17 protein-coding genes are annotated in these 17,951 nt (G+C 69.8%); 6 read left to right on the forward strand and 11 right to left on the reverse strand.

All coding sequences use genetic code 11. The annotated features are described in order from the left end of the window. The first annotated feature begins 470 nt into the window (after positions 1-470). The gene (locus tag ACTWQI_RS02280) at positions 471-2,483 is read left to right on the forward strand and encodes an amylo-alpha-1,6-glucosidase (protein ID WP_443266850.1); all 2,013 of its coding nucleotides are present in this window, start codon (positions 471-473) and stop codon (positions 2,481-2,483) included. A 16-nt stretch (positions 2,484-2,499) separates the two neighbouring features. Here the strand turns inward: ACTWQI_RS02280 and dusB are convergent, their stop codons facing one another. Then, the gene (dusB, locus tag ACTWQI_RS02285) at positions 2,500-3,657 is read right to left on the reverse strand and encodes a tRNA dihydrouridine synthase DusB (RefSeq protein ID WP_443266852.1); all 1,158 of its coding nucleotides are present in this window, start codon (positions 3,655-3,657) and stop codon (positions 2,500-2,502) included. Between the two features lie 111 nt (positions 3,658-3,768). Between dusB and ACTWQI_RS02290 the strand changes: the two genes are divergently transcribed. Further along, positions 3,769-5,223 carry an MFS transporter gene (locus tag ACTWQI_RS02290; protein WP_443266854.1) on the forward strand — a complete coding sequence of 485 codons (1,455 nt, stop codon included), beginning with the start codon at positions 3,769-3,771 and terminating at the stop codon, positions 5,221-5,223. Positions 5,224-5,556: 333 nt separating this feature from the next. Here ACTWQI_RS02290 and ACTWQI_RS02295 read toward each other — a convergent pair whose 3' ends face one another. Continuing rightward, positions 5,557-6,939 carry a glycine--tRNA ligase gene (locus ACTWQI_RS02295; protein WP_443266856.1) on the reverse strand — a complete coding sequence of 461 codons (1,383 nt, stop codon included), beginning with the start codon at positions 6,937-6,939 and terminating at the stop codon, positions 5,557-5,559. Between the two features lie 222 nt (positions 6,940-7,161). Here ACTWQI_RS02295 and ACTWQI_RS02300 point away from each other — a divergent pair, with 222 nt between their 5' ends. The 4 genes from ACTWQI_RS02300 (at position 7,162) to ACTWQI_RS02315 (ending at position 10,367) form a co-directional block, all read left to right on the forward strand. Continuing rightward, positions 7,162-8,151, forward strand: coding sequence for a metal ABC transporter substrate-binding protein (locus ACTWQI_RS02300; protein ID WP_443266858.1), 990 nt, complete (start codon positions 7,162-7,164; stop codon positions 8,149-8,151). Between the two features lie 11 nt (positions 8,152-8,162). After that, complete coding sequence (locus ACTWQI_RS02305) at positions 8,163-8,951, forward strand: metal ABC transporter ATP-binding protein (RefSeq protein ID WP_443266859.1); 789 nt, start codon at positions 8,163-8,165, stop codon at positions 8,949-8,951. After that, entirely contained in the window at positions 8,948-9,844 is an 897-nt protein-coding gene (locus tag ACTWQI_RS02310; RefSeq protein WP_443267168.1) for a metal ABC transporter permease, read from the forward strand. Before ACTWQI_RS02305 ends, ACTWQI_RS02310 begins: the two co-directional genes overlap by 4 nt. 85 nt (positions 9,845-9,929) lie before the next feature. Beyond that, the gene (locus tag ACTWQI_RS02315) at positions 9,930-10,367 is read left to right on the forward strand and encodes a Fur family transcriptional regulator (protein WP_443266861.1); all 438 of its coding nucleotides are present in this window, start codon (positions 9,930-9,932) and stop codon (positions 10,365-10,367) included. Between the two features lie 148 nt (positions 10,368-10,515). Here the strand turns inward: ACTWQI_RS02315 and ACTWQI_RS02320 are convergent, their stop codons facing one another. The 9 genes from ACTWQI_RS02320 to ACTWQI_RS02360 all read right to left on the reverse strand — a co-directional run bounded on the left by ACTWQI_RS02320 (position 10,516) and on the right by ACTWQI_RS02360 (position 17,876). After that, positions 10,516-11,328 (reverse strand): isoprenyl transferase, encoded by an 813-nt coding sequence (locus tag ACTWQI_RS02320; protein ID WP_443266864.1) that lies wholly within the window; start codon positions 11,326-11,328, stop codon positions 10,516-10,518. Between the two features lie 56 nt (positions 11,329-11,384). Then, positions 11,385-12,134, reverse strand: a complete 750-nt coding sequence (recO, locus tag ACTWQI_RS02325) for a DNA repair protein RecO (protein WP_443266866.1) — start codon at positions 12,132-12,134, stop codon at positions 11,385-11,387. Positions 12,135-12,273: 139 nt separating this feature from the next. Further along, positions 12,274-13,089, reverse strand: coding sequence for a Crp/Fnr family transcriptional regulator (locus tag ACTWQI_RS02330; RefSeq protein ID WP_443266868.1), 816 nt, complete (start codon positions 13,087-13,089; stop codon positions 12,274-12,276). A gap of 86 nt (positions 13,090-13,175) precedes the next feature. After that, on the reverse strand, positions 13,176-13,661 hold the full coding sequence (locus ACTWQI_RS02335; protein ID WP_443266870.1) for a hypothetical protein: 486 nt from the start codon (positions 13,659-13,661) through the stop codon (positions 13,176-13,178). 110 nt (positions 13,662-13,771) lie between these two features. After that, a complete protein-coding gene (locus ACTWQI_RS02340) occupies positions 13,772-14,590 on the reverse strand; it encodes a class I SAM-dependent methyltransferase (RefSeq protein WP_443266872.1) in 819 nt (272 codons plus the stop codon). After that, complete coding sequence (locus ACTWQI_RS02345; protein ID WP_443266873.1) at positions 14,587-16,188, reverse strand: radical SAM protein; 1,602 nt, start codon at positions 16,186-16,188, stop codon at positions 14,587-14,589. The genes ACTWQI_RS02340 and ACTWQI_RS02345 overlap by 4 nt, the downstream gene beginning before the upstream one ends. Further along, positions 16,185-16,649: a MauE/DoxX family redox-associated membrane protein gene (locus ACTWQI_RS02350; protein WP_443266874.1), complete on the reverse strand. Its 465-nt coding sequence runs from the start codon at positions 16,647-16,649 to the stop codon at positions 16,185-16,187. The genes ACTWQI_RS02345 and ACTWQI_RS02350 overlap by 4 nt, the downstream gene beginning before the upstream one ends. A gap of 66 nt (positions 16,650-16,715) precedes the next feature. After that, positions 16,716-17,294, reverse strand: a complete 579-nt coding sequence (locus ACTWQI_RS02355) for an SRPBCC family protein (RefSeq protein WP_443266876.1) — start codon at positions 17,292-17,294, stop codon at positions 16,716-16,718. Positions 17,295-17,465: 171 nt separating this feature from the next. After that, entirely contained in the window at positions 17,466-17,876 is a 411-nt protein-coding gene (locus ACTWQI_RS02360; protein ID WP_443266879.1) for a hypothetical protein, read from the reverse strand. Positions 17,877-17,951: the final 75 nt, after the last annotated feature.

Genomic DNA, 17,951 nt, shown 5'->3' on the forward strand with positions numbered 1-17,951 from the left:
GCCGGGAGCGTACCCAGATCGAAGGCACATGAGTACGTCCACTTGGCCGTCATACGGATGTAACCACTCGTCCGCCAGTAGATCGCAGGTTTGGAGCGGCTAGAAGATCAATTCCAATCTCTTCAATCCCTGAACCCATCGCCACATAGCGTCGACCGACTCGACCAACGCAGTCACAGCGCGTGAGAGATGACACGAGAGGCCGAAGCCAGATTGAGTGGCACCCAGTGCCACCCGTTGGAAAGATGCACCCTGCCGCGCATCGCTCATCTGAGCATAACCCCTATCAAGGGTGGCGAGAATCACGCTGCCATCCGGGGCTTGATCTCACTCGCTGGACACAAGCGCGTTCAATATCGCTCAGATGAGCAAGAACCCGTGTGGCACGCCGCCCCTCCACCCGTTGTTGTGATACCGACACACGGAGTGACCTGCTCCGCACGGAGCCCGACGAAGGGCAGGCTTGACCGATGACAGGACACCATCTCCTGGTCCACGACGGCACCTTCGCCGTCGTGACCGACTCCGGCGACATCAGCGGGGCGCGCGGCGCCTCTCCCGACGGCCTGTTCTCCCGCGACGCACGGCACCTCAGCAGGTGGCAGCTGACCGTCGAGGGTGCCCAGCCCGACCTGCTGGTGGCCGCGGGCCAGGCCGGGCCCGACCGTCCGCTGGCCGCCGTGCTGACCCCGCCCGCCGGCCGGTACGAGCCTCCCGCGTACACCATCTTCCGCGAACAGGCGGTCGCCGACCGGTCGCTGGCCGAACGAATCCGGCTGACCAGCAACCGCCCGGTGCCGACGATCGCCCGTATCGCCGTGACCGTGGACGCGGACTTCGCCGACCAGTTCGAGCTGCGCTCCGACCACCGCAGCTACGACAAGGCGGACGCCCTGCGGACCGCGGAAGCACTGCCCGACGGCGTCGCCTTCGGCTACGAGCGCGCGGAGCCCGACGGCCGGCCCACCTGGCACTCCCGCACGGTGGTCACCGCGGTCCCCGCACCCGACGCGGTGTCCCGGTCGACGGGCGGGACCGCGCGCACCCTCGAGTGGCGGGTCGTGCTGCCCCCGCACGGCAGCGGCGAGATCGTCCTCCAGGCGTGTGCGCTGGCCTCCGGCACTGACACCGAGCCACCCCGCATCCAGCCCCCGGCCGCGGCGGTCGCGGGCCTCGCCCAGGAGAACGCCGCGTTCACCCGCGCCGCCCCCCGGCCGCGCGACCTGATCGGCTGGACCGAACTGGCCCGGGCCTGCGAGCAGGGCCTGGCGGACCTGGCGGGGCTCCGCGTCCCGGCGAGCGGGCCGGACGGGGAGGCGCTGCGCGTGCCCGCGGCGGGCATCCCCTGGTTCCTGGCCCTCTTCGGGCGGGACTCGCTGCTCACCTCGCTGTTCGCGCTGCCCTACCGGCCCGAGCTGGCCGCCGCCACCCTTGCCGCGCTCGCCGCGGCCCAGGGCACGGCCTACGACGCGGCGCGGCAGGAACAGCCCGGCAGGATCGCGCACGAGATCCGGCACGGCGAGCTGCCGCACTTCCGGCAGGTGCCCTACGCCCGCTACTACGGCGCGGTCGACTCCACCCCGCTCTTCCTGACCCTGCTCCACGCCTACACCGAGCAGACCGGTGACGACGTCCTCGCCCGCCGGCTGGAGCCGCAGGCGCGCGCCGCGGTCGCGTGGATGTTTCGCGACGGCGGCCTCGACGAGCGGGGCTGGCTCGTCTACGGAGCGAACGCCGAGGGCCCCGGCGAAGACCTCGGAGGCGACCCGGGCGACGCAGGCGCGGGCCAGAGCTGGAAGGACTCCCCCGGTGCGATCTGCTTCAGCGACGGGCGCCCGGCACAGGGCTCGATCGCTGTCGCCGAGGCACAGGGATACGCGTACGACGCCCTGGTCCGCACCGCCTTCCTGGCCCGCAAGACGTGGAACGACGAGGAGTTCGCGGCCCGGCTGGAGCAGGCGGCGGAAGGGCTCAGGCGCCGCTTCCACCGGTGGTTCTGGATGCCGGGGCTGGGCTTCCCGGCACTGGCGCTGGACGGGATGGGCCGCCAAGTCGACGTGCTCGCCTCGGACGCCGGGCACCTGCTGTGGTCCGGGATCCTGGACCCGGAGCGCGGCGAGGAGGTCGGCCGTCGGCTGCTGAAGGCGGACTTCTTCTCCGGTTGGGGAATCCGCACGCTCGCGGCCGGCCAGGTGCCGTATCACCCGCTCTCCTGGCACAAGGGCTCCATCTGGCCGCACGACAACGCACTCATCGTGCTCGGACTGGCGCGCTACGGGCTGACTGAGCAGGCGCTCGCCGTCATCCGCGGGCTGGTCGAGGCGGCGGCGGTGCACGGCTGGCGGCTGCCGGAGGTGATGGCCGGGTACAGCCGCGACGAGCATCCGACGCCGGTGCCGTATCCGCACTCCTGCTCACCCCAGGCCTGGGCGGCGGCCACGCCGCTCGCGCTCCTCAGCGCCCTGACGCCAGGTCACACCTAGAGAGGTTGGGGGCAGGTCAGCCCCCCGACGTGTCGAGTTCGGCGTCCGCGCTGACGCCGACGCACGCGTAGGGGTCGGCCAGCCAGCCGTCCGGCAGGACGACCCGGTTCCTGCCGGACGTGCGCCCGCGGGGCCCGTCGGCGCCGGCCGGCCAGGGCTGGTCCAGGTCCAGCTCGCCCAGCAGCGCGTCCAGCTCGGCGAGGGACGAGGCGACCGCCAGCTTCTTGCGCATCTCGGAGCCGACCGAGAAGCCCTTGGTGTACCAGGCGACGTGCTTGCGGAAGTCGATGACACCGCGCTCCTCGTCCGCCAGCCACTCCCCCAGCAGCTCGGCGTGCCGGAGCATGACGGCAGCGACCTCCTTGAGGGTGGGCGCGGCTGCCGGGGGGAGCACCCCGGGGCCCTCGAAAGCGGTGACCAGATCAGCGAAGAGCCATGGCCGCCCGAGGCAGCCCCGGCCCACCACGACCCCGTCGCAGCCGGTCTCCCGCATCATCCGGACGGCGTCGGCGGCGGACCAGATGTCACCGTTGCCCAGCACCGGAATCTCCGGAACGGCCTCCTTCAGGCGCGCGATGGCCTCCCAGTCGGCCGTACCTCCGTAGTGCTGCGCCGCCGTACGCCCGTGCAGGGCGATCGCCGTCACGCCCTCCTCGACGGCGATCCGTCCGGCGTCGAGGTAGGTGAGGTGGTCGTCGTCGATGCCCTTGCGCATCTTCATGGTCACCGGCAGGCCGGCCGCGCCCACCACCGCCTCACGCAGGATCCCGCGGAGCAGGTTCCGCTTGTACGGCAGCGCGGAACCGCCGCCCTTTCGAGTCACCTTGGGCACCGGGCAGCCGAAGTTGAGGTCGATGTGATCGGCCAGGTCCTCGTCCACGATCATGCGGGCCGCCTTGCCCACGGTCACCGGGTCGACGCCGTACAGCTGGATCGAGCGAGGGTTCTCGGTGCCGTCGAAGTGGATGAGGCGCATGGTCTTGGCATCCCGTTCGACCAGCGCCCGCGTGGTGATCATCTCGCTGACGAACAGCCCCTTGCCACCGGAGAACTCCCGGCACAGCGTCCGGAACGGCGCGTTGGTGATTCCGGCCATCGGGGCCAGAACCAACGGTGGCTGCACCGTGTGCGGGCCGATCTGCAGCGCGAGGCCGGCCGGGCGGGCACCTGTCATCGGGAGGGCGTCCTTCAGGAGCGTACGGAGGAGGGGCGGCCTCCCATTGTCCCGCATGTGCGGCGGCGCTCGGGCCGGAGACCGGCCTTCAGGCACTTGTACGGTTCAGCCATGCCCGAACTCGGCCACCGGCGGCGCCTGCTCGTGCTGGGAATCTGCTGCACCAGCCTGCTGATCGTCAGCCTGGACACCACCGTCCTGAACGTCGCCCTGCCCTCCATGCGCAGGGACCTTGGGGCCTCGGTCTCAGGCATGCAGTGGACGATCGACGCCTACACGCTGGTGCTGGCGTCGCTGCTGGTGCTCGCCGGGTCGACCGGCGACCGGGTGGGGCGCAAGCGGGTCTTCCAGGCGGGCCTCGTGCTGTTCAGCCTCGGCTCGCTGTTGTGCAGCCTCGCACCGAGCCTGGGGTGGCTCGTCGCCTTCCGGATGATCCAGGCTGTCGGCGGCTCGATGCTCAACCCGGTGGCCATGTCGATCATTACGAACGTCTTCACCGATCCGAAGGAGCGGGCCCGCGCGATCGGTGTGTGGGGCGGGGTCGTCGGGATCAGCATGGCGGCAGGGCCGCTGATCGGCGGGGTGCTGGTGGAGAACGTCGGCTGGCGCTCGATCTTCTGGATCAACCTGCCGGTCGGGCTGGCGGCCCTGGCGCTGACGGCGAGGTACGTCCCCGAGTCCCGGGCCCCCGAGGCGCGCCGGGCCGACCTCGTCGGACAGCTGCTCGTCATCGTGGTACTCGGCTCGCTGACGTACGCGATCATCGAGGCACCGGCGGCGGGCTGGTCCTCGCCCCTGATCCTGTCCTGCACCGCGGCCGCCATCCTGGCCCTGGTGGCGCTCGTGCACTACGAGCGGCGGCACCCCGAACCGCTGGTGGATCCCCGCTTCTTCCGCAGCGCGCCGTTCAGCGGGGCCACGCTGACGGCGGTGTGCGCCTTCGCGGCGCTCGGTGGGTTCCTCTTCCTCAACACCCTGTATCTGCAGGACATCCGGGGATTGGCCGCACTGGGCGCCGGGCTGTGGATGCTGCCGATGGCCGCGATGACCGGTGTCTGCGCGCCGCTGTCCGGCAGGCTCGTCGGCAGCCGGGGGCCACGGCTGTCCCTGCTGCTCGCCGGAGTCTCGATGACAACCAGCGGGGTGCTGTTCGCCGCGTTCGACGTGGCGAGCTCGGACGGGGCGATGCTGATCGGCTACGTCCTGTTCGGCATCGGATTCGGTCTGGTGAACGCGCCGATCACCAACACGGCCGTCTCCGGAATGCCCCGCTCCCAGGCCGGTGTCGCCGCCGCCGTGGCATCCACCAGCCGACAGGTGGGGACCTCGCTCGGCGTCGCGGTGATCGGGGCGGTGCTGGCGACCGGAGTGCGGGGCGCCGACGACGCCGGGGCGTTCGTCGACGCGAGCCGGCCGGCGTGGTGGATCATCACCGGCTGCGGCGCGGCGGTCCTCCTGGTCGGAGCGGTGACCACGAGCGGCTGGGCACGGGAGACCGCCCGCCGCACGGCGGCCCGGCTTGACCCGAGCCGGGCGGACCATCCGCCGTCGAGCACCAGCGCTTGACGCTCTCCCTTCCAGGCATCGCGACATGATCCTGCGCAGCCTGAAGGCCTTCACCCGCCCCCGCTTGCCGCGAGCCCGGCGCCACGAGGTCGCTCCCGCTGGGGGACGGCAGCCCGTCCTAGGGGCTAAGGCCACTTCGGCACCGCCGGCGCCCGCCGTAGTGGCTGCCAAGCCGCCTGCGGGCGGGACATCATTCGCCGCCGCGACGGCGAGGAGCACCCGCGCTGCTGACCGGCGGTGCCGAACCAACCGAAGCCCCGGTGCCGGAGGTGCCGGGTCCCTCTGTGATCAGGGACCCGGCACCGCGTCGTTCAGCCCGCGCCGGAGGCCGACCTAGCAGCCCAGCAGGCGGCCGGCCAGGTAGGACTGGATCTGGTCCAGCGCCACCCGCTCCTGCTTCATCGAGTCACGCTCGCGCACCGTGACGGCGTTGTCATCGAGCGTGTCGAAGTCGACGGTGACGCAGAACGGCGTACCGATCTCGTCCTGGCGGCGGTAACGGCGGCCGATGGCGCCGGCGTCGTCGAATTCGATGTTCCAGTACTTCCGCAGCTCCGCCGCCAGGCCCTTGGCCTTCGGTGAGAGCTGCGGGTTGCGGGACAGCGGCAGCACGGCGACCTTCACCGGCGCCAGGCGCGCGTCGAGCCGCATCACGGTGCGCTTCTCCATCACGCCCTTGGCGTTCGGCGCCTCGTCCTCGTTGTAGGCGTCGAGCATGAAGGCGAGCATCGCGCGGTTGACACCGGCCGCCGGCTCGATGACGTACGGCGTCCAGCGCTCGCCGGCCTCCTGGTCGAAGTACGAGAGGTCCTGGCCCGAGGCCTTGGAGTGGGCGTTGAGGTCGAAGTCGGTGCGGTTCGCGACGCCCTCGAGCTCGGAGAACTCGGTGCCGCCGAAGTTGAAGCGGTACTCGATGTCAGCGGTGCGCTTGGAGTAGTGGGAGAGCTTCTCCTGCGGGTGCTCGTACCAGCGCATGTTGGCGTCCTGGATCCCGAGGTCCCGGTACCAGTTCCAGCGCTGCTCCATCCAGTACTCGTGCCACTTCTCGTCCTCGCCCGGCTTGACGAAGAACTCCATCTCCATCTGCTCGAACTCACGGGTGCGGAAGATGAAGTTGCCCGGGGTGATCTCGTTGCGGAACGACTTGCCCACCTGCGCGATACCGAACGGCGGCTTCTTGCGCGAGGTCTGCTGCACGGCCGCGAAGTTGGTGAAGATGCCCTGCGCGGTCTCGGGCCGCAGGTAGGCGATCGAGCCGCTGTCCTGGGTGGGGCCGAGGTGGGTGGCGAGCAGGCCGGAGAACTGCTTGGGCTCGGTGAAGGCGCCCTTGTTCCCGCAGTGCGGGCAGTTGACGTCGTTGAGGCCGCCCGCCGGGAGGTGGCCGTGCTTGGCCTCGTACGCCTCCTCCAGGTGGTCCGCGCGGAACCGCTTGTGGCAGGAGGTGCACTCGGTGAGCGGGTCGGTGAAGGTCGCCACGTGACCGGAGGCCTCCCAGACCTCGCGGGCGAGGATCACGGACGAGTCGATGCCGACCACGTCGTCGCGCGAGGTGACCATGGAGCGCCACCACTGGCGCTTGATGTTCTCCTTGAGCTCCACGCCGAGTGGCCCGTAGTCCCAGGCGGCGCGCTGGCCGCCGTAGATCTCGCTGCACGGGTAGACGAAGCCACGGCGCTTGCTCAGGCTGACGATGGTGTCGATCTTGTCGGCGGCCACGGTGCTCTCTTCATGACGACGGAGGCGGGAAGTGGGATCCGCCGGGGCCCGGCCCAGCGAATACCTCAGATTACCGGCGGCTGCACCCCGCACAGCAAATCGGGGGGTGCGGGGGGTCGTCCCCCCGATGTCTGCAGTGAATCGGTTGGCGATTGAGGGTGCCCGAGGGCACCCAACAGGGGTTTTTGACAATCGTTTCCAACATTGTTGAAAATGAGAGTCATGAACGTACGTCGTGGCCTCATACGCACCGCAGCTGTCGCCGGAGCCGCCGGGCTCGGTCTCACCTCTCTGTCCGCCTGCTCCGCCTCCGGCTCCGAGGGTGGTGGGAACGGCGGCGACTTCACGCTCGTGACGTCGTTCTACCCGATGGAGTACCTCGCCGAGAAGATCGGCGGTGATCACGTCTCCGTCTCCAGTCTGACCAAGCCGGGCGTCGAGCCGCACGACCTCGAGATCAGCCCGCAGCAGACCGCTCAGCTCGGCGAAGCCGAGATGATCCTCTACCTCAAGGGCCTGCAGCCGGCGGTGGACGAGGCCGTCGCCCAGGCCGGGGTGAAGAACACCGTCGACGCCGTCGGCCTCACGAAGCTCGAGGACCACGGGACCGAGACCGGCCACGACCACGGCGAAGAGCCCGGCCACGAGGAGAAGCACGCGGAGGAGGGGCACGCGGACGAGGGGGAGGCGGGCGCCGATCCGCACATCTGGCTCGACCCGGTGAAGTACGCCGAGGTCGCCAAGGGCGTCGGACAGGCTCTGGAGAAGGCGGACCCCAACCACGCCGACGACTACCGGAAGAACACCAAGGCGCTGGTCGGCGAACTCGACAAGCTCAACAAGGACTTCGAGGCCGGTCTCAAGGACCGGGCCACCGACACCTTCATCACCGCCCACTCCGCCTTCGGCTACCTAGCCGAGCGCTACGGCCTGGACCAGGAGCCCATCTCCGGACTCGACCCGGAGTCCGAACCCAGCCCGGCCCGCCTGAAAGCGCTGCACGAGGTCGCGAAACGGGAGAAGGTCAGCACCGTCTTCTTCGAGACGATCGCCAGCGACAAGACCGCCAGAACCCTGGCCGACGACACCGGCCTCACGACGGATGTGCTCGACCCGGTCGAGGGCATCAACGACAAGTCCCAGGGCGACGACTACATCGAGGTCATGCGGGCGAACCTGAAGAATCTACAGAAGGCCCTCGGGGCCAAGTGACGGAGGAAGCCATGGCAAGCCGAGCACGCGACGATGCGGAACCGGTCATATCCCTGAGCAGCGCCACCGCCTCACTCGGCTCGCGGCCCGTGCTGCGCGGGGTCGATCTGACCGTGCGGCGCGGCGAGGTCGTCGCGCTGCTCGGCGCCAACGGCTCCGGCAAGTCCACGGCCGTACGGGCCATGGTCGGCCAGGTGCCCCTCACCGGCGGCGAGCTGCGGCTGTTCGGCACCTCGCTGCGCCGCTTCCGCGACTGGGCCCGGATCGGATACGTACCGCAGCGCACCACCGCCGCCAGCGGGGTGCCGGCGACCGTCCGCGAGGTCGTGTCCGCCGGGCGGCTGGCCCGTACCCGGCTCGGTCTGCCCCGGAGGGCCGACCGGGAGGCGGTGGCGCGGGCGCTGGAGCTGGTGGGCATGGCGGGCCGGGCCGGTGATTCGGTCAATGCGCTGTCCGGCGGCCAGCACCAGCGGGTGCTCATCGCCCGCGCGCTGGCCACCGAGCCCGATCTGCTGATCATGGACGAGCCGATGGCGGGCGTGGACCACGGCAGCCAGCAGGTGCTCGCGGACACCCTGCGCGATCAGGTCGCCACGGGCGCCACCGTGCTGCTCGTCCTCCATGAACTCGGCCCGCTGGAGCCGCTGATCGACCGTGCGGTGGTGCTGCGCGACGGATGCGTGGTCCACGACGGTCTGCCACCCAAGGCCGTCGGCCAGCACGCGCTGCCCGGCCACGACCATGTACACCCGCACGAGGGGTCGACTGCCGAACCGATCCGGACGGGGTTGCTGACCTGATGGACATCCTGACGTACGACTTCATGCAGCGGGCGCTGCTGGCCGCCGCCCTGGTGGGCATCACCGCGCCCGCCGTGGGCATCTACCTGGTTCAGCGCCGCCAGGCGATCATGGGAGACGGCATCGGGCACGTCGCCCTGACCGGTGTCGCGCTCGGCTTCCTCACCGGCACCAACCCGATCTGGGCGGCCATCGCGGTCACCGTGCTCGGTGCGGTGCTGATGGAGCTGATCCGCTGGTACGGCAAGGCGCGCGGCGATCTCGCCCTCGCGATGCTCTTCTACGGCGGCATGGCGGGCGGCGTCCTGCTGATCAATCTCGCGCCGAACGGCTCCAACGCCAACCTCACCTCGTATCTCTTCGGCTCGATCACCACGGTCTCCTCGGGCGACCTGACGGCGATCTGCGTTCTGGCCGGTCTCGTCATGGCGATCACGCTGGGGCTGCGGCGGCAGTTGTTCGCGGTCTGCCAGGACGAGGAGTTCGCGCGGGTCACCGGCCTGCCCGTACGCCTGCTGAACCTCCTGCTGGCCGTCACCGCCGCCGTCACGGTGACCGTGGCCATGCGGGTCGTCGGCCTGCTGCTGGTGAGCGCGCTGATGGTGGTGCCGGTCGCAGCGGCCCAGCAGGCCACCCGCGGCTTCGCGATGACCCTCGCGGCGGCGATCGGCATCGGCGTCACCGTCGCCCTCTCGGGCACGGCCTACTCGTTCTACGTTGACGTGCCGCCGGGTGCGAGCATCGTCGTCCTCGCCATCGCCGTCTTCGGTGTGATCACCGCGCTGGCGGCCCCGTTGGCGAAAAAACGCGCCCGCAGAACCGCCTGGGCCGAGGAACAGTGCACCCTTGAGCTACCAGACAGTAGAAGTGCCGGGGACGACGTCAGGGTGTGACGGTGCCGAGGTGCCGCCGGACCCGGACCGTCGGACTGGCACAATGACCAGCCGTAGGGGCGGACGGCGAGCTTAAGGAGGCAACGTGGCTACCGCGCCCAGGGAAATGAATCCAGCACCAGTGCGCGGCCGGTCGACGCGGCAACGCGCCGCGGTGGCGGCGGCCCTGGACGAGGTGACCGAGTTCCGCAGTGCCCAGGAGCTGCACGACATGCTCAAGCACCGCGGTGATTCGGTCGGCCTGACGACCGTCTACCGCACGCTCCAGTCGCTTGCCGACGCAGGCGAGGTCGACGTCCTGCGCACCAGCGAGGGCGAAGCCGTCTACCGCCGCTGCAGCACCGACGACCACCACCATCATCTGGTGTGCCGCTCCTGCGGCAAGGCGGTCGAGGTGGAGGGTCCGGCCGTCGAGCGGTGGGCCGATCAGATCGCGGCGGACAACGGCTTCGTGGACATCGCCCATACGGTGGAGATCTTCGGCACGTGCGGGGCCTGCGCGGTGAAGGCCGCGCAGGCGTAGGGGCCCGTCCACGTTACGGCGGGGGCAGTTCGGCACCGCCGGACTCCGCCGTAGTGGCTGCTCACCGCTGCGACGGGATTTCCTTGCCGTAGCGGCAAGATCCTTCCGCCGCGACGGCGATCAGCTCAGTCGGCTGGGCCGGGGCCGATCAGGTCGAGCCGATCTCGTTCGGCACCGCACCGCCGAAGCGGCGGTCGCGGGAGGCGTACTCGAGACACGCCCTCCACAGGTCGCGGCGGTCGAAGTCCGGCCACAGCACGTCCTGGAAGACCATCTCGGCGTACGCGCTCTGCCATATCAGGTAGTTGGAGGTGCGCTGTTCACCGGAGGGGCGGACGAAGAGGTCCACATCCGGCATGTCCGGGTAGTACAGGTACTTCGCGAAGATCTTCTCGGTGATCTTCGCCGGATCCAGCGCGCCCGCCCGAACGTCCGCAGCCAACGCGGCCGCTGCGTCCGCGATCTCGGCCCGGCCACCGTAGTTGACGCAGAAGTACAGCGTCATGGCGTCGTTGTGGCGGGTCTGCTCCTGCGCGACCTGAAGCTCCTGGACGACGGACTTCCACAGCTTGGGCATGCGTCCGGTCCAGCGGACACGGATGCCCAGCTCGTCCATCTCGTCGCGGCGGCGGCGGATCACGTCGCGGTTGAAGTTCATCAGGAAGCGCACCTCCTCAGGCGAGCGCTTCCAGTTCTCGGTGGAGAAGGCGTAGAGCGACAGGTTCTTGATGCCCATCTCCAGGCAACCCTTGAGGACGTCGAGGACGACGGCCTCGCCGACCTTGTGGCCCTCGGTGCGCGGAAGGCCGCGCTGCTTGGCCCACCGGCCGTTGCCGTCCATGACGATCGCCACGTGTTTCGGCACGAGCTCCCCGGGGATCTTCGGCGGGCGCGCACCGGACGGGTGCGGGTCCGGAGCCCGGTACTCGCGTCGGGAACGGCCAATCCCGCGTCGTGCCATGCGGTCCACGTCTCCTGTCTGTGTGTGCTGCTGCTTCGATGAGGTGCCTGGCTCCGCTACCGCGTCTCCACGTAGCGCAGCGAGCGCAGTCCGCGCTCCAGGTGCCAGTGGAGATACGCCGCCACCAGACCGCTGCCCTCCCGGACGTACCGCTGCTCGCAGGCGTCCGCGGTCTCCCAGTCCCCGGTCAGCAGGGCGCCGAGCAGCGTCAGTGCCTCAGGGGAGGGTACGACGCTACCGGGCACCCGGCATTCCGCGCAGATCACGCCTCCGGCCGCGACCGAGAAGAACCGGTTCGGACCGGGCATGCCGCACTTCGCGCAGGCGTCGAAGCTCGGGGCGTAGCCATTGACCGCGAGCGAACGGAGGAGGAAGGCGTCGAGGACGAGATGCGGGGCGTGCTCGTCGTAGGCGAGGGTCCGGAGCCCACCCACCAGCAGCAGGTACTGCTGCACGGCGGGCTCTCCTTCGTGGTCGGTGAATCGCTCCGCGGTCTCCAGCATCGCGGTGCCCGCGGTGTAGCGGGCGTAGTCGGCGACGATGGCACCACCGTACGGAGCTATGGTCTCGCTCTGCGTGCACAGCGGGAGGCCGCGGCCCACGAGCTCACTGCCGCGGGCAAAGAACTGCACGTCGACGTGGGAGAACGGTTCGAGCCGCGCCCCGAACTTCGACTTGGTGCGGCGCACTCCGCGGGCAACGGCGCGCACCCGCCCATGGCCGCGAGTGAGCAGCGTGATGATCCGGTCCGCCTCGCCCAACTTCTGCGTTCTCAGCACAATGCCGTCGTCGCGAAAGAGACTCATCGCGTACCCCCGTCGAACGAGGCACGCTCCACCTCGATCGCAGTCACGGCAAGGAGCCGGGTCAGGCAGGCCACGTCGGCCATTGTCGCATTCCCCCCGTGCCACAGCGACGGCGCAGCCGACGGTCTTCCACAGCCGGCTATCCGGCCTCATCGTTCAGGCGCGGCAGGTCCAGGACGGTGATACGGCCCCGGGCCAGCCGCAGCAGTCCGTCGCCCGCGAACTCGTGCAGGACCTTGGTGGTCGTTTCGCGGGACGTGCCGGCGAGGGCGGCGAGTTGCTCGTGGGTGAGGGTGATCTGCAGGTGGCGGGCGCCCGGGCGGAGTCTGCCCGCCGGGGTGTCGGCGCGGCCGGCGAGCGTGGTCAGGGTGGTGGCGATGCGCTGGGGCACGGATTTGAAGACACTGTCGGACAGGCGCTGTTCGAGGTCGGCGAGGCGGCGACCGAGGATCTCGGTGATGCGGGCGGCGATCCGGGGATCAGCCAGCAGGAACTTCCGTACGTCGGCGCGGCTCATCACGCAGACGGTGACGTCGTCGAGGGCCTCGGCATAGTTGTCGTACATCCGCTGCCCGAGCAGGGCCATCTCGCCGAAGATCGTTCCCGGGCTGATGATCGTGGTGGTCAGGGCGCGGCCGTCGGCGGAGACCCGGAAGATGCGGATACGCCCGCGCTTGAGGATGAACAGCACCTCGCAGGGCTGCTGCGGCGAGTGGAGGATCTCCCCCGCGGCGTAGGTCTTCATCGGTGCCGCGGCGGCGATGGCCGCCATCTCGGGCTCGGACAGGTCGCGGAAGATGTCGACCTCGGAGATGCACCAGGTGCGGTCGGCGTCGTCGTCGCGCTCGATCATGTGAACGGTCTCCTCGCGTCGCCCCGGAGCCCAGGGCGGGGGCGACGCGCCCCACGCCGAGTCGGCCAGCGCGCCCACGCTCTCGGTCAGACAGTAGGGCATGGCAGCGTCGGCCGGGGTGCTGCGACGCTGCGCAGCACCCCGCTGGGGCGTGCCGGGGCCCGGGGTCGACGCGGGGCGCATCGGCGTCATGTCCCGGACGAGCCGATCCGCTTGCCCATCGCCTGGGCGATACCGGAGAAGGTGAGACCGGCGAGCAGCCCGAAGACCAGGTGGCCGCCGAGGCTGGAGCTGGTGACGTCGTTCCACTCGAAGACCGGCATGCCCATGTTGGCGGGCATGATCCACAGCGCGCCGATGAACCACCACACGGCGCCGTAGACCAGTCCAAGGGCAACAGCGGGTGCCACCTTCTGGGCCCACTGTCCCAGCAGCACGCCGAAGGTCGTGCCGGCGAAGAGGGCGATGGACAGGTGGATCAGCCACCCGGCGAAGGCGTTGGTCGAACCGAGGAGACCGGCGACCATCGTGATCATCGCGGTGTCCATCATCGGCCGGGACACGGACATCCAGATGCCGAACCCGACGCCGCCGACCAGGCCGGCAGCCGCGCCCCATGCCGCGTGGACCGGCATGACGGCGGTTCTCGGGGATACCTGCACGGTGGTTGCCATGATCAGAAATCCTCTCTGTGCGAGTTCCTGCTCTTGTGGCGACGCTATGGCCGATGCTGCGCACAGGTATGTGAGGGCGCTTACGTACCAGCCGGTAGAACCGGTGGTCGTCAGGGGGACTTCTCGGCGATCAGCAGGGCATAGCCGAGGGCGCCGTCCGCGACGGCGGCACGGGCGGCCCGCAGCACCTCCGGGGCCGCGTCCAGGTCCACGCCGGCGTCGACGAGCTTGGCGGCGGCGGTCAGGCGCAGCAGGTTCAGCCGCGCCTCGATCTGGTCGATCATGCGCGTCATGGCCGCATCGTGGCCCTCGGTGCGGACGGTACGCAGCCCGGCGGCGGCCAGGATCTCCGCGTACTCGGGCAGGGGGCGGGCGTCGGCGATGCAGGCGATCCGCGCGGCGAGAGACGTCAGTTCCGGCGGAAGCCGGTCGGGGGTGGCGGTGACGTCGCTGATGCCGGCCCGTCCACCGGGCGCGAGGACGCGGGCGAACTCGGCGGCTGCTGCGGCCTTGTCCGGAAACGTGCACAGCGCGCACTCGCACACCGCCGCATCGAACACGCCGTCCGGGTAGGGCAGGCGCTCCGCATCGCCGGTGGTGAAGACGGCCCGGTCGCCGAATCCCGCGGCCGAGGCGGCCCCTTGGGCGAGGGCGGTGTTGGCCGGGGAGTAGTCCACGCCGTCCACCCGCACCCCGTAGGCGTCGGCGAGGAGGAGGGCGGTGGTGCCGCGGCCGGAGGCCACATCGAGGACGCGGCAGTCCTGCGTCAGACCCAGGAGGTCGGCAAGGCGCCTGGTGAGGGTGGCCCCTCCGGGGTGGTAGGAGTCCCCGAGCAGGAGGGCGACCACGTCGGAGGAGTACGCGGCGGCACAGCACGCCTTGAGGCCGTCACTGGACGCATCCCGTGCACCGGGGTTCCGGTCCGTCATCGGGTGCCCTCCTCACCGGCCGCGGTCTTGGAGCCGTACGGGGTGTCGGCGAGCCGTCCGGCGAGCGGCAGGGCGTTGGGGACCACGTCCGCGACGGGCACCCCGGACAGCTGCGAGCGGACCTGCTCGCGGTAGCCGACGGAGTTGTATGCGCAGAACGGGATCAGCCGTCCGTCCGGGGTGATCTCCTCCACACAGCACTTCATCAGCTGCTTGACGTTGAGGGTGTAGGGGTCCTGGAAGTCCTGCACCACGATCATGAACGCCTTGTCGTTCAGCTCCTTGACCGCCGAGGGGAGGTCGATGCCGCACGCGTCCGCGCAGTCCAGTGCCTCCGCGGTGGCCCGTAGTTTGTCCTCGGTGGTCTCCGTGCCCATGAACGCGGAGGCGGACCACAGCTTCTCCAGTGCCTCCCGGATTCCGGCGTCGGGCATCACGCGATTGGTCACGTAGTCCAGGTAGTCCTCGACCTGCAGCAGTCTGGGGATGGGCAGCACGGTCCGGTTGCCCGGCTCCCCGTCCACCAGCAGGTAGGTGATGGACCGGCAGGTGGGGAAACAGCACGGGACGGGGAAGAAGTCGCCTTTCCTGAACCACCGAGGCAACTGCTGGTTGATCAGTTGGATGACGTCGGGATTGGTGAGCCGGTTCAGCGGGTCGAAGGGCACGTGCCGACCGGAGTGGGTGACCGGCTGGAAGGCCACCGACCGCACGGCCGGGTGATCGATGCCGTACTCGATGATCGCGCCGAGTTCGTGCTCGTTCAGCCCCCGCTCGACGGCGGCGACCAGGGTGACCGTCAGCCCGGCCTCGGCGCAGTTGTCCAGAGCTCGCTGCTTGAACGTCCGCAGGTCGCGGCCGCGGATCTCGATGTGGGTGCGTTCGTCGAAGCCGTCGAACTGCAGGTAGATGTTCACCGACTTGCCGGGGACCTGGTTGCGCTTGCCCAGTTCGGCGACGAACCGCTGGTCGGTGGCGAGGCGGATGCCGTTGGTGTTGAGGTTGACGTTCCTGATGGGCCGGTCCTGGGCGAGGTCGATGAAGTCCAGGATGTGCTTGTGGATGGTGGGCTCTCCGCCGGAGAACATCACCACCTCCGCCTCCCCTTCACTCGCCACGAACACATCCAGCATCCGCGCGCACTGCTCGTGGGTGATCGAGTACCCGTCCCCGTGGTGGCCGGAGTCGGCGAAGCAGATCGGGCAGTCCAGATTGCAGCCGGTATTGACCTCGATGATGCCCAGGCAGGCGTGCTGCTTGTGTTCCGGGCACAGCCCGCAGTCGCTCGGGCAGCCGTCCCGCACCTCGGTCTGGAACGTCAGCGGGATGGTGCCGGGCTTGTTGAACCGGGCCGAGGACAGGTAATCCTCCGCGTCGCCGTAGACCAGGGCCTCGAACTGCCCGTGCTCGCGGCAGCGTTTACGCAGATAGACCCGGTTCTCGCGGATGTTGACCTGGGCGTCCACGGGCGTCTTGCACAGCGGGCAGATCGACTTGGTGAACTCGATGAAGACCTCGTCCCGGTCCTTCTTGGCCGGGAGCGGGGCGGGCGTCTGCGCTGCCGCCTGTGCCGGTCGTGCCGTGTCGTCCACCGTCATCGCGTTTCCGCCTTCACGTCATCGTTGTCGTGCCCCTGGTCGGGGGAGGCAGCAGCGGCCCGTGCCCGGCGGGCGCCGCGCAGCAGCACGCCCGCGTACAGCAGCGTCAGCGCTTCCTGGGCCAGCACCAACCAGCCGAGCCGCTGTGTCAGGTACACCCCGAAGCAGCCGCAGTTGTCCACCGTCAGCTCGCGGACGTATGCCTGCACCGCCAGCGAGCTCCAGACCACGGACACGGCGGTGTACACCCATACCGGCGCGATCGCCGTCGACCTGGGGCGGGCCAGGAACCACAGCCCGCACACCAGCTCACCGACGATCAGCCCGGCCGCCAGGACCGCCGCGGTGGCCCCGTCCACCAGCCCGTAGGCGGACAGAATCCCGGGCATGCGGGGGAAAGAGGCGAGCTGGCCGACGGCCATCGCCGTGTACACCGTGCCGAGGACGAGTCGTAGCACCACACGCGCAACGCTACGGGCACCTCACGGCCCGGAACTGTAAGCGCGCTCACTGAGGGGGCGGCGTGTTCACCGGCGGGCGGCCCGGTGTTCTGCTTCGGTCCTGACCGCCGCCAGCGAATCGGCGACTGCGCTTTCCCAGCGGCCGGCCACCTTGGTGCCCCACCACGTTCCGAGCCACCACAGGTCCGTGCCCATCCGCCCCTCGTACACCAGGCGGGTCCCGGACGGGTGGTCGGTCAGGACGAAGGACTCGATCACCAGTGGTACGGGGCCTCGGACCAGGCGGAAGTCGATGCGCTCGGGCCGGGTGAACCGCACCGTCTCCACCGTGACCGCCTTCAGTCGGCCGCCCAGCGGGGTGAAGTGCTCGGCCAGCACCATGTCGTTGCCGCGTTCGAGGACATTCACCTTCTCCCGCATGGCTCGGGTGGTCCTGCCCAGATACGGCTGGGCCACCACGTCGAACACGACATCCCTGGGTGCCGCGATGTCGAGGGTCCGTGGCCCCAGAACGCGGCTGCGCCGCCCCACGCCCACATCGAGGGGCACCGCCCCGGTCACCAGTCCCAGGCAGGTCGCAGCGGCCGCACCGCCCACGCCGGCGGTCCACCCGGCGATCCGCACAAGCCGCCCAACCCGCATCATGATCATCCACCTCCGGACAGTCACGTCAGTCCATGGCGCGACGCTAGAGCACCGGGCCCGATCCCTCGGTGATCCCGCTTGCACCGGCCGGTCGTCACCGTCCGCCTGGCAGCCATCGCCAAGGTGCTCGGCGGGCCCCTTGACGCTCAGCGGAGCCACCGACGGCTGACGTCAACTCCGCGTCTCCCCAAGGCGATAACAGGTCCTGCACAAGCCCTCCATCCCCGTACAGGCGTCCTGTAGCGTTGCCGCGGCGCGGCAGCTCGGACAACAACGGGGGGCTGTTGAATCTATGTGCTGTCCAGAGGCGAGCCCGGTGGCGAGCGTGGCGAAGCGGCCCAGGTCGGCCACGATCATGACCATGCGGCGCGACACCCGGTCCGCCACGAGACCGGCGAGGGGTGCGAACAGCAGGAAGGGGAGGAAGCGCAGCGCGCCGAGCACGCCAACCTCGAACGCGCATCCGTCGAGTACCACGACCGCGAGAGTGGGCAGAGCGAGCAGCGAGATCTTGTCTCCGAAATTGCTGACGGTCCGCCCGAACCAGAATCGATTGATATCGGCGTGCCGGGCGAGTGCCATGTCAACGGCCTCTTCTGATGGGGTTCAGGACTTGGCGGATGGCAGCGACGCTCGACAGACCGAGTTATTGCCCGG

This window comes from Streptomyces sp. KR80 (assembly GCF_052245555.1).
Lineage (GTDB): Bacteria > Actinomycetota > Actinomycetes > Streptomycetales > Streptomycetaceae > Streptomyces.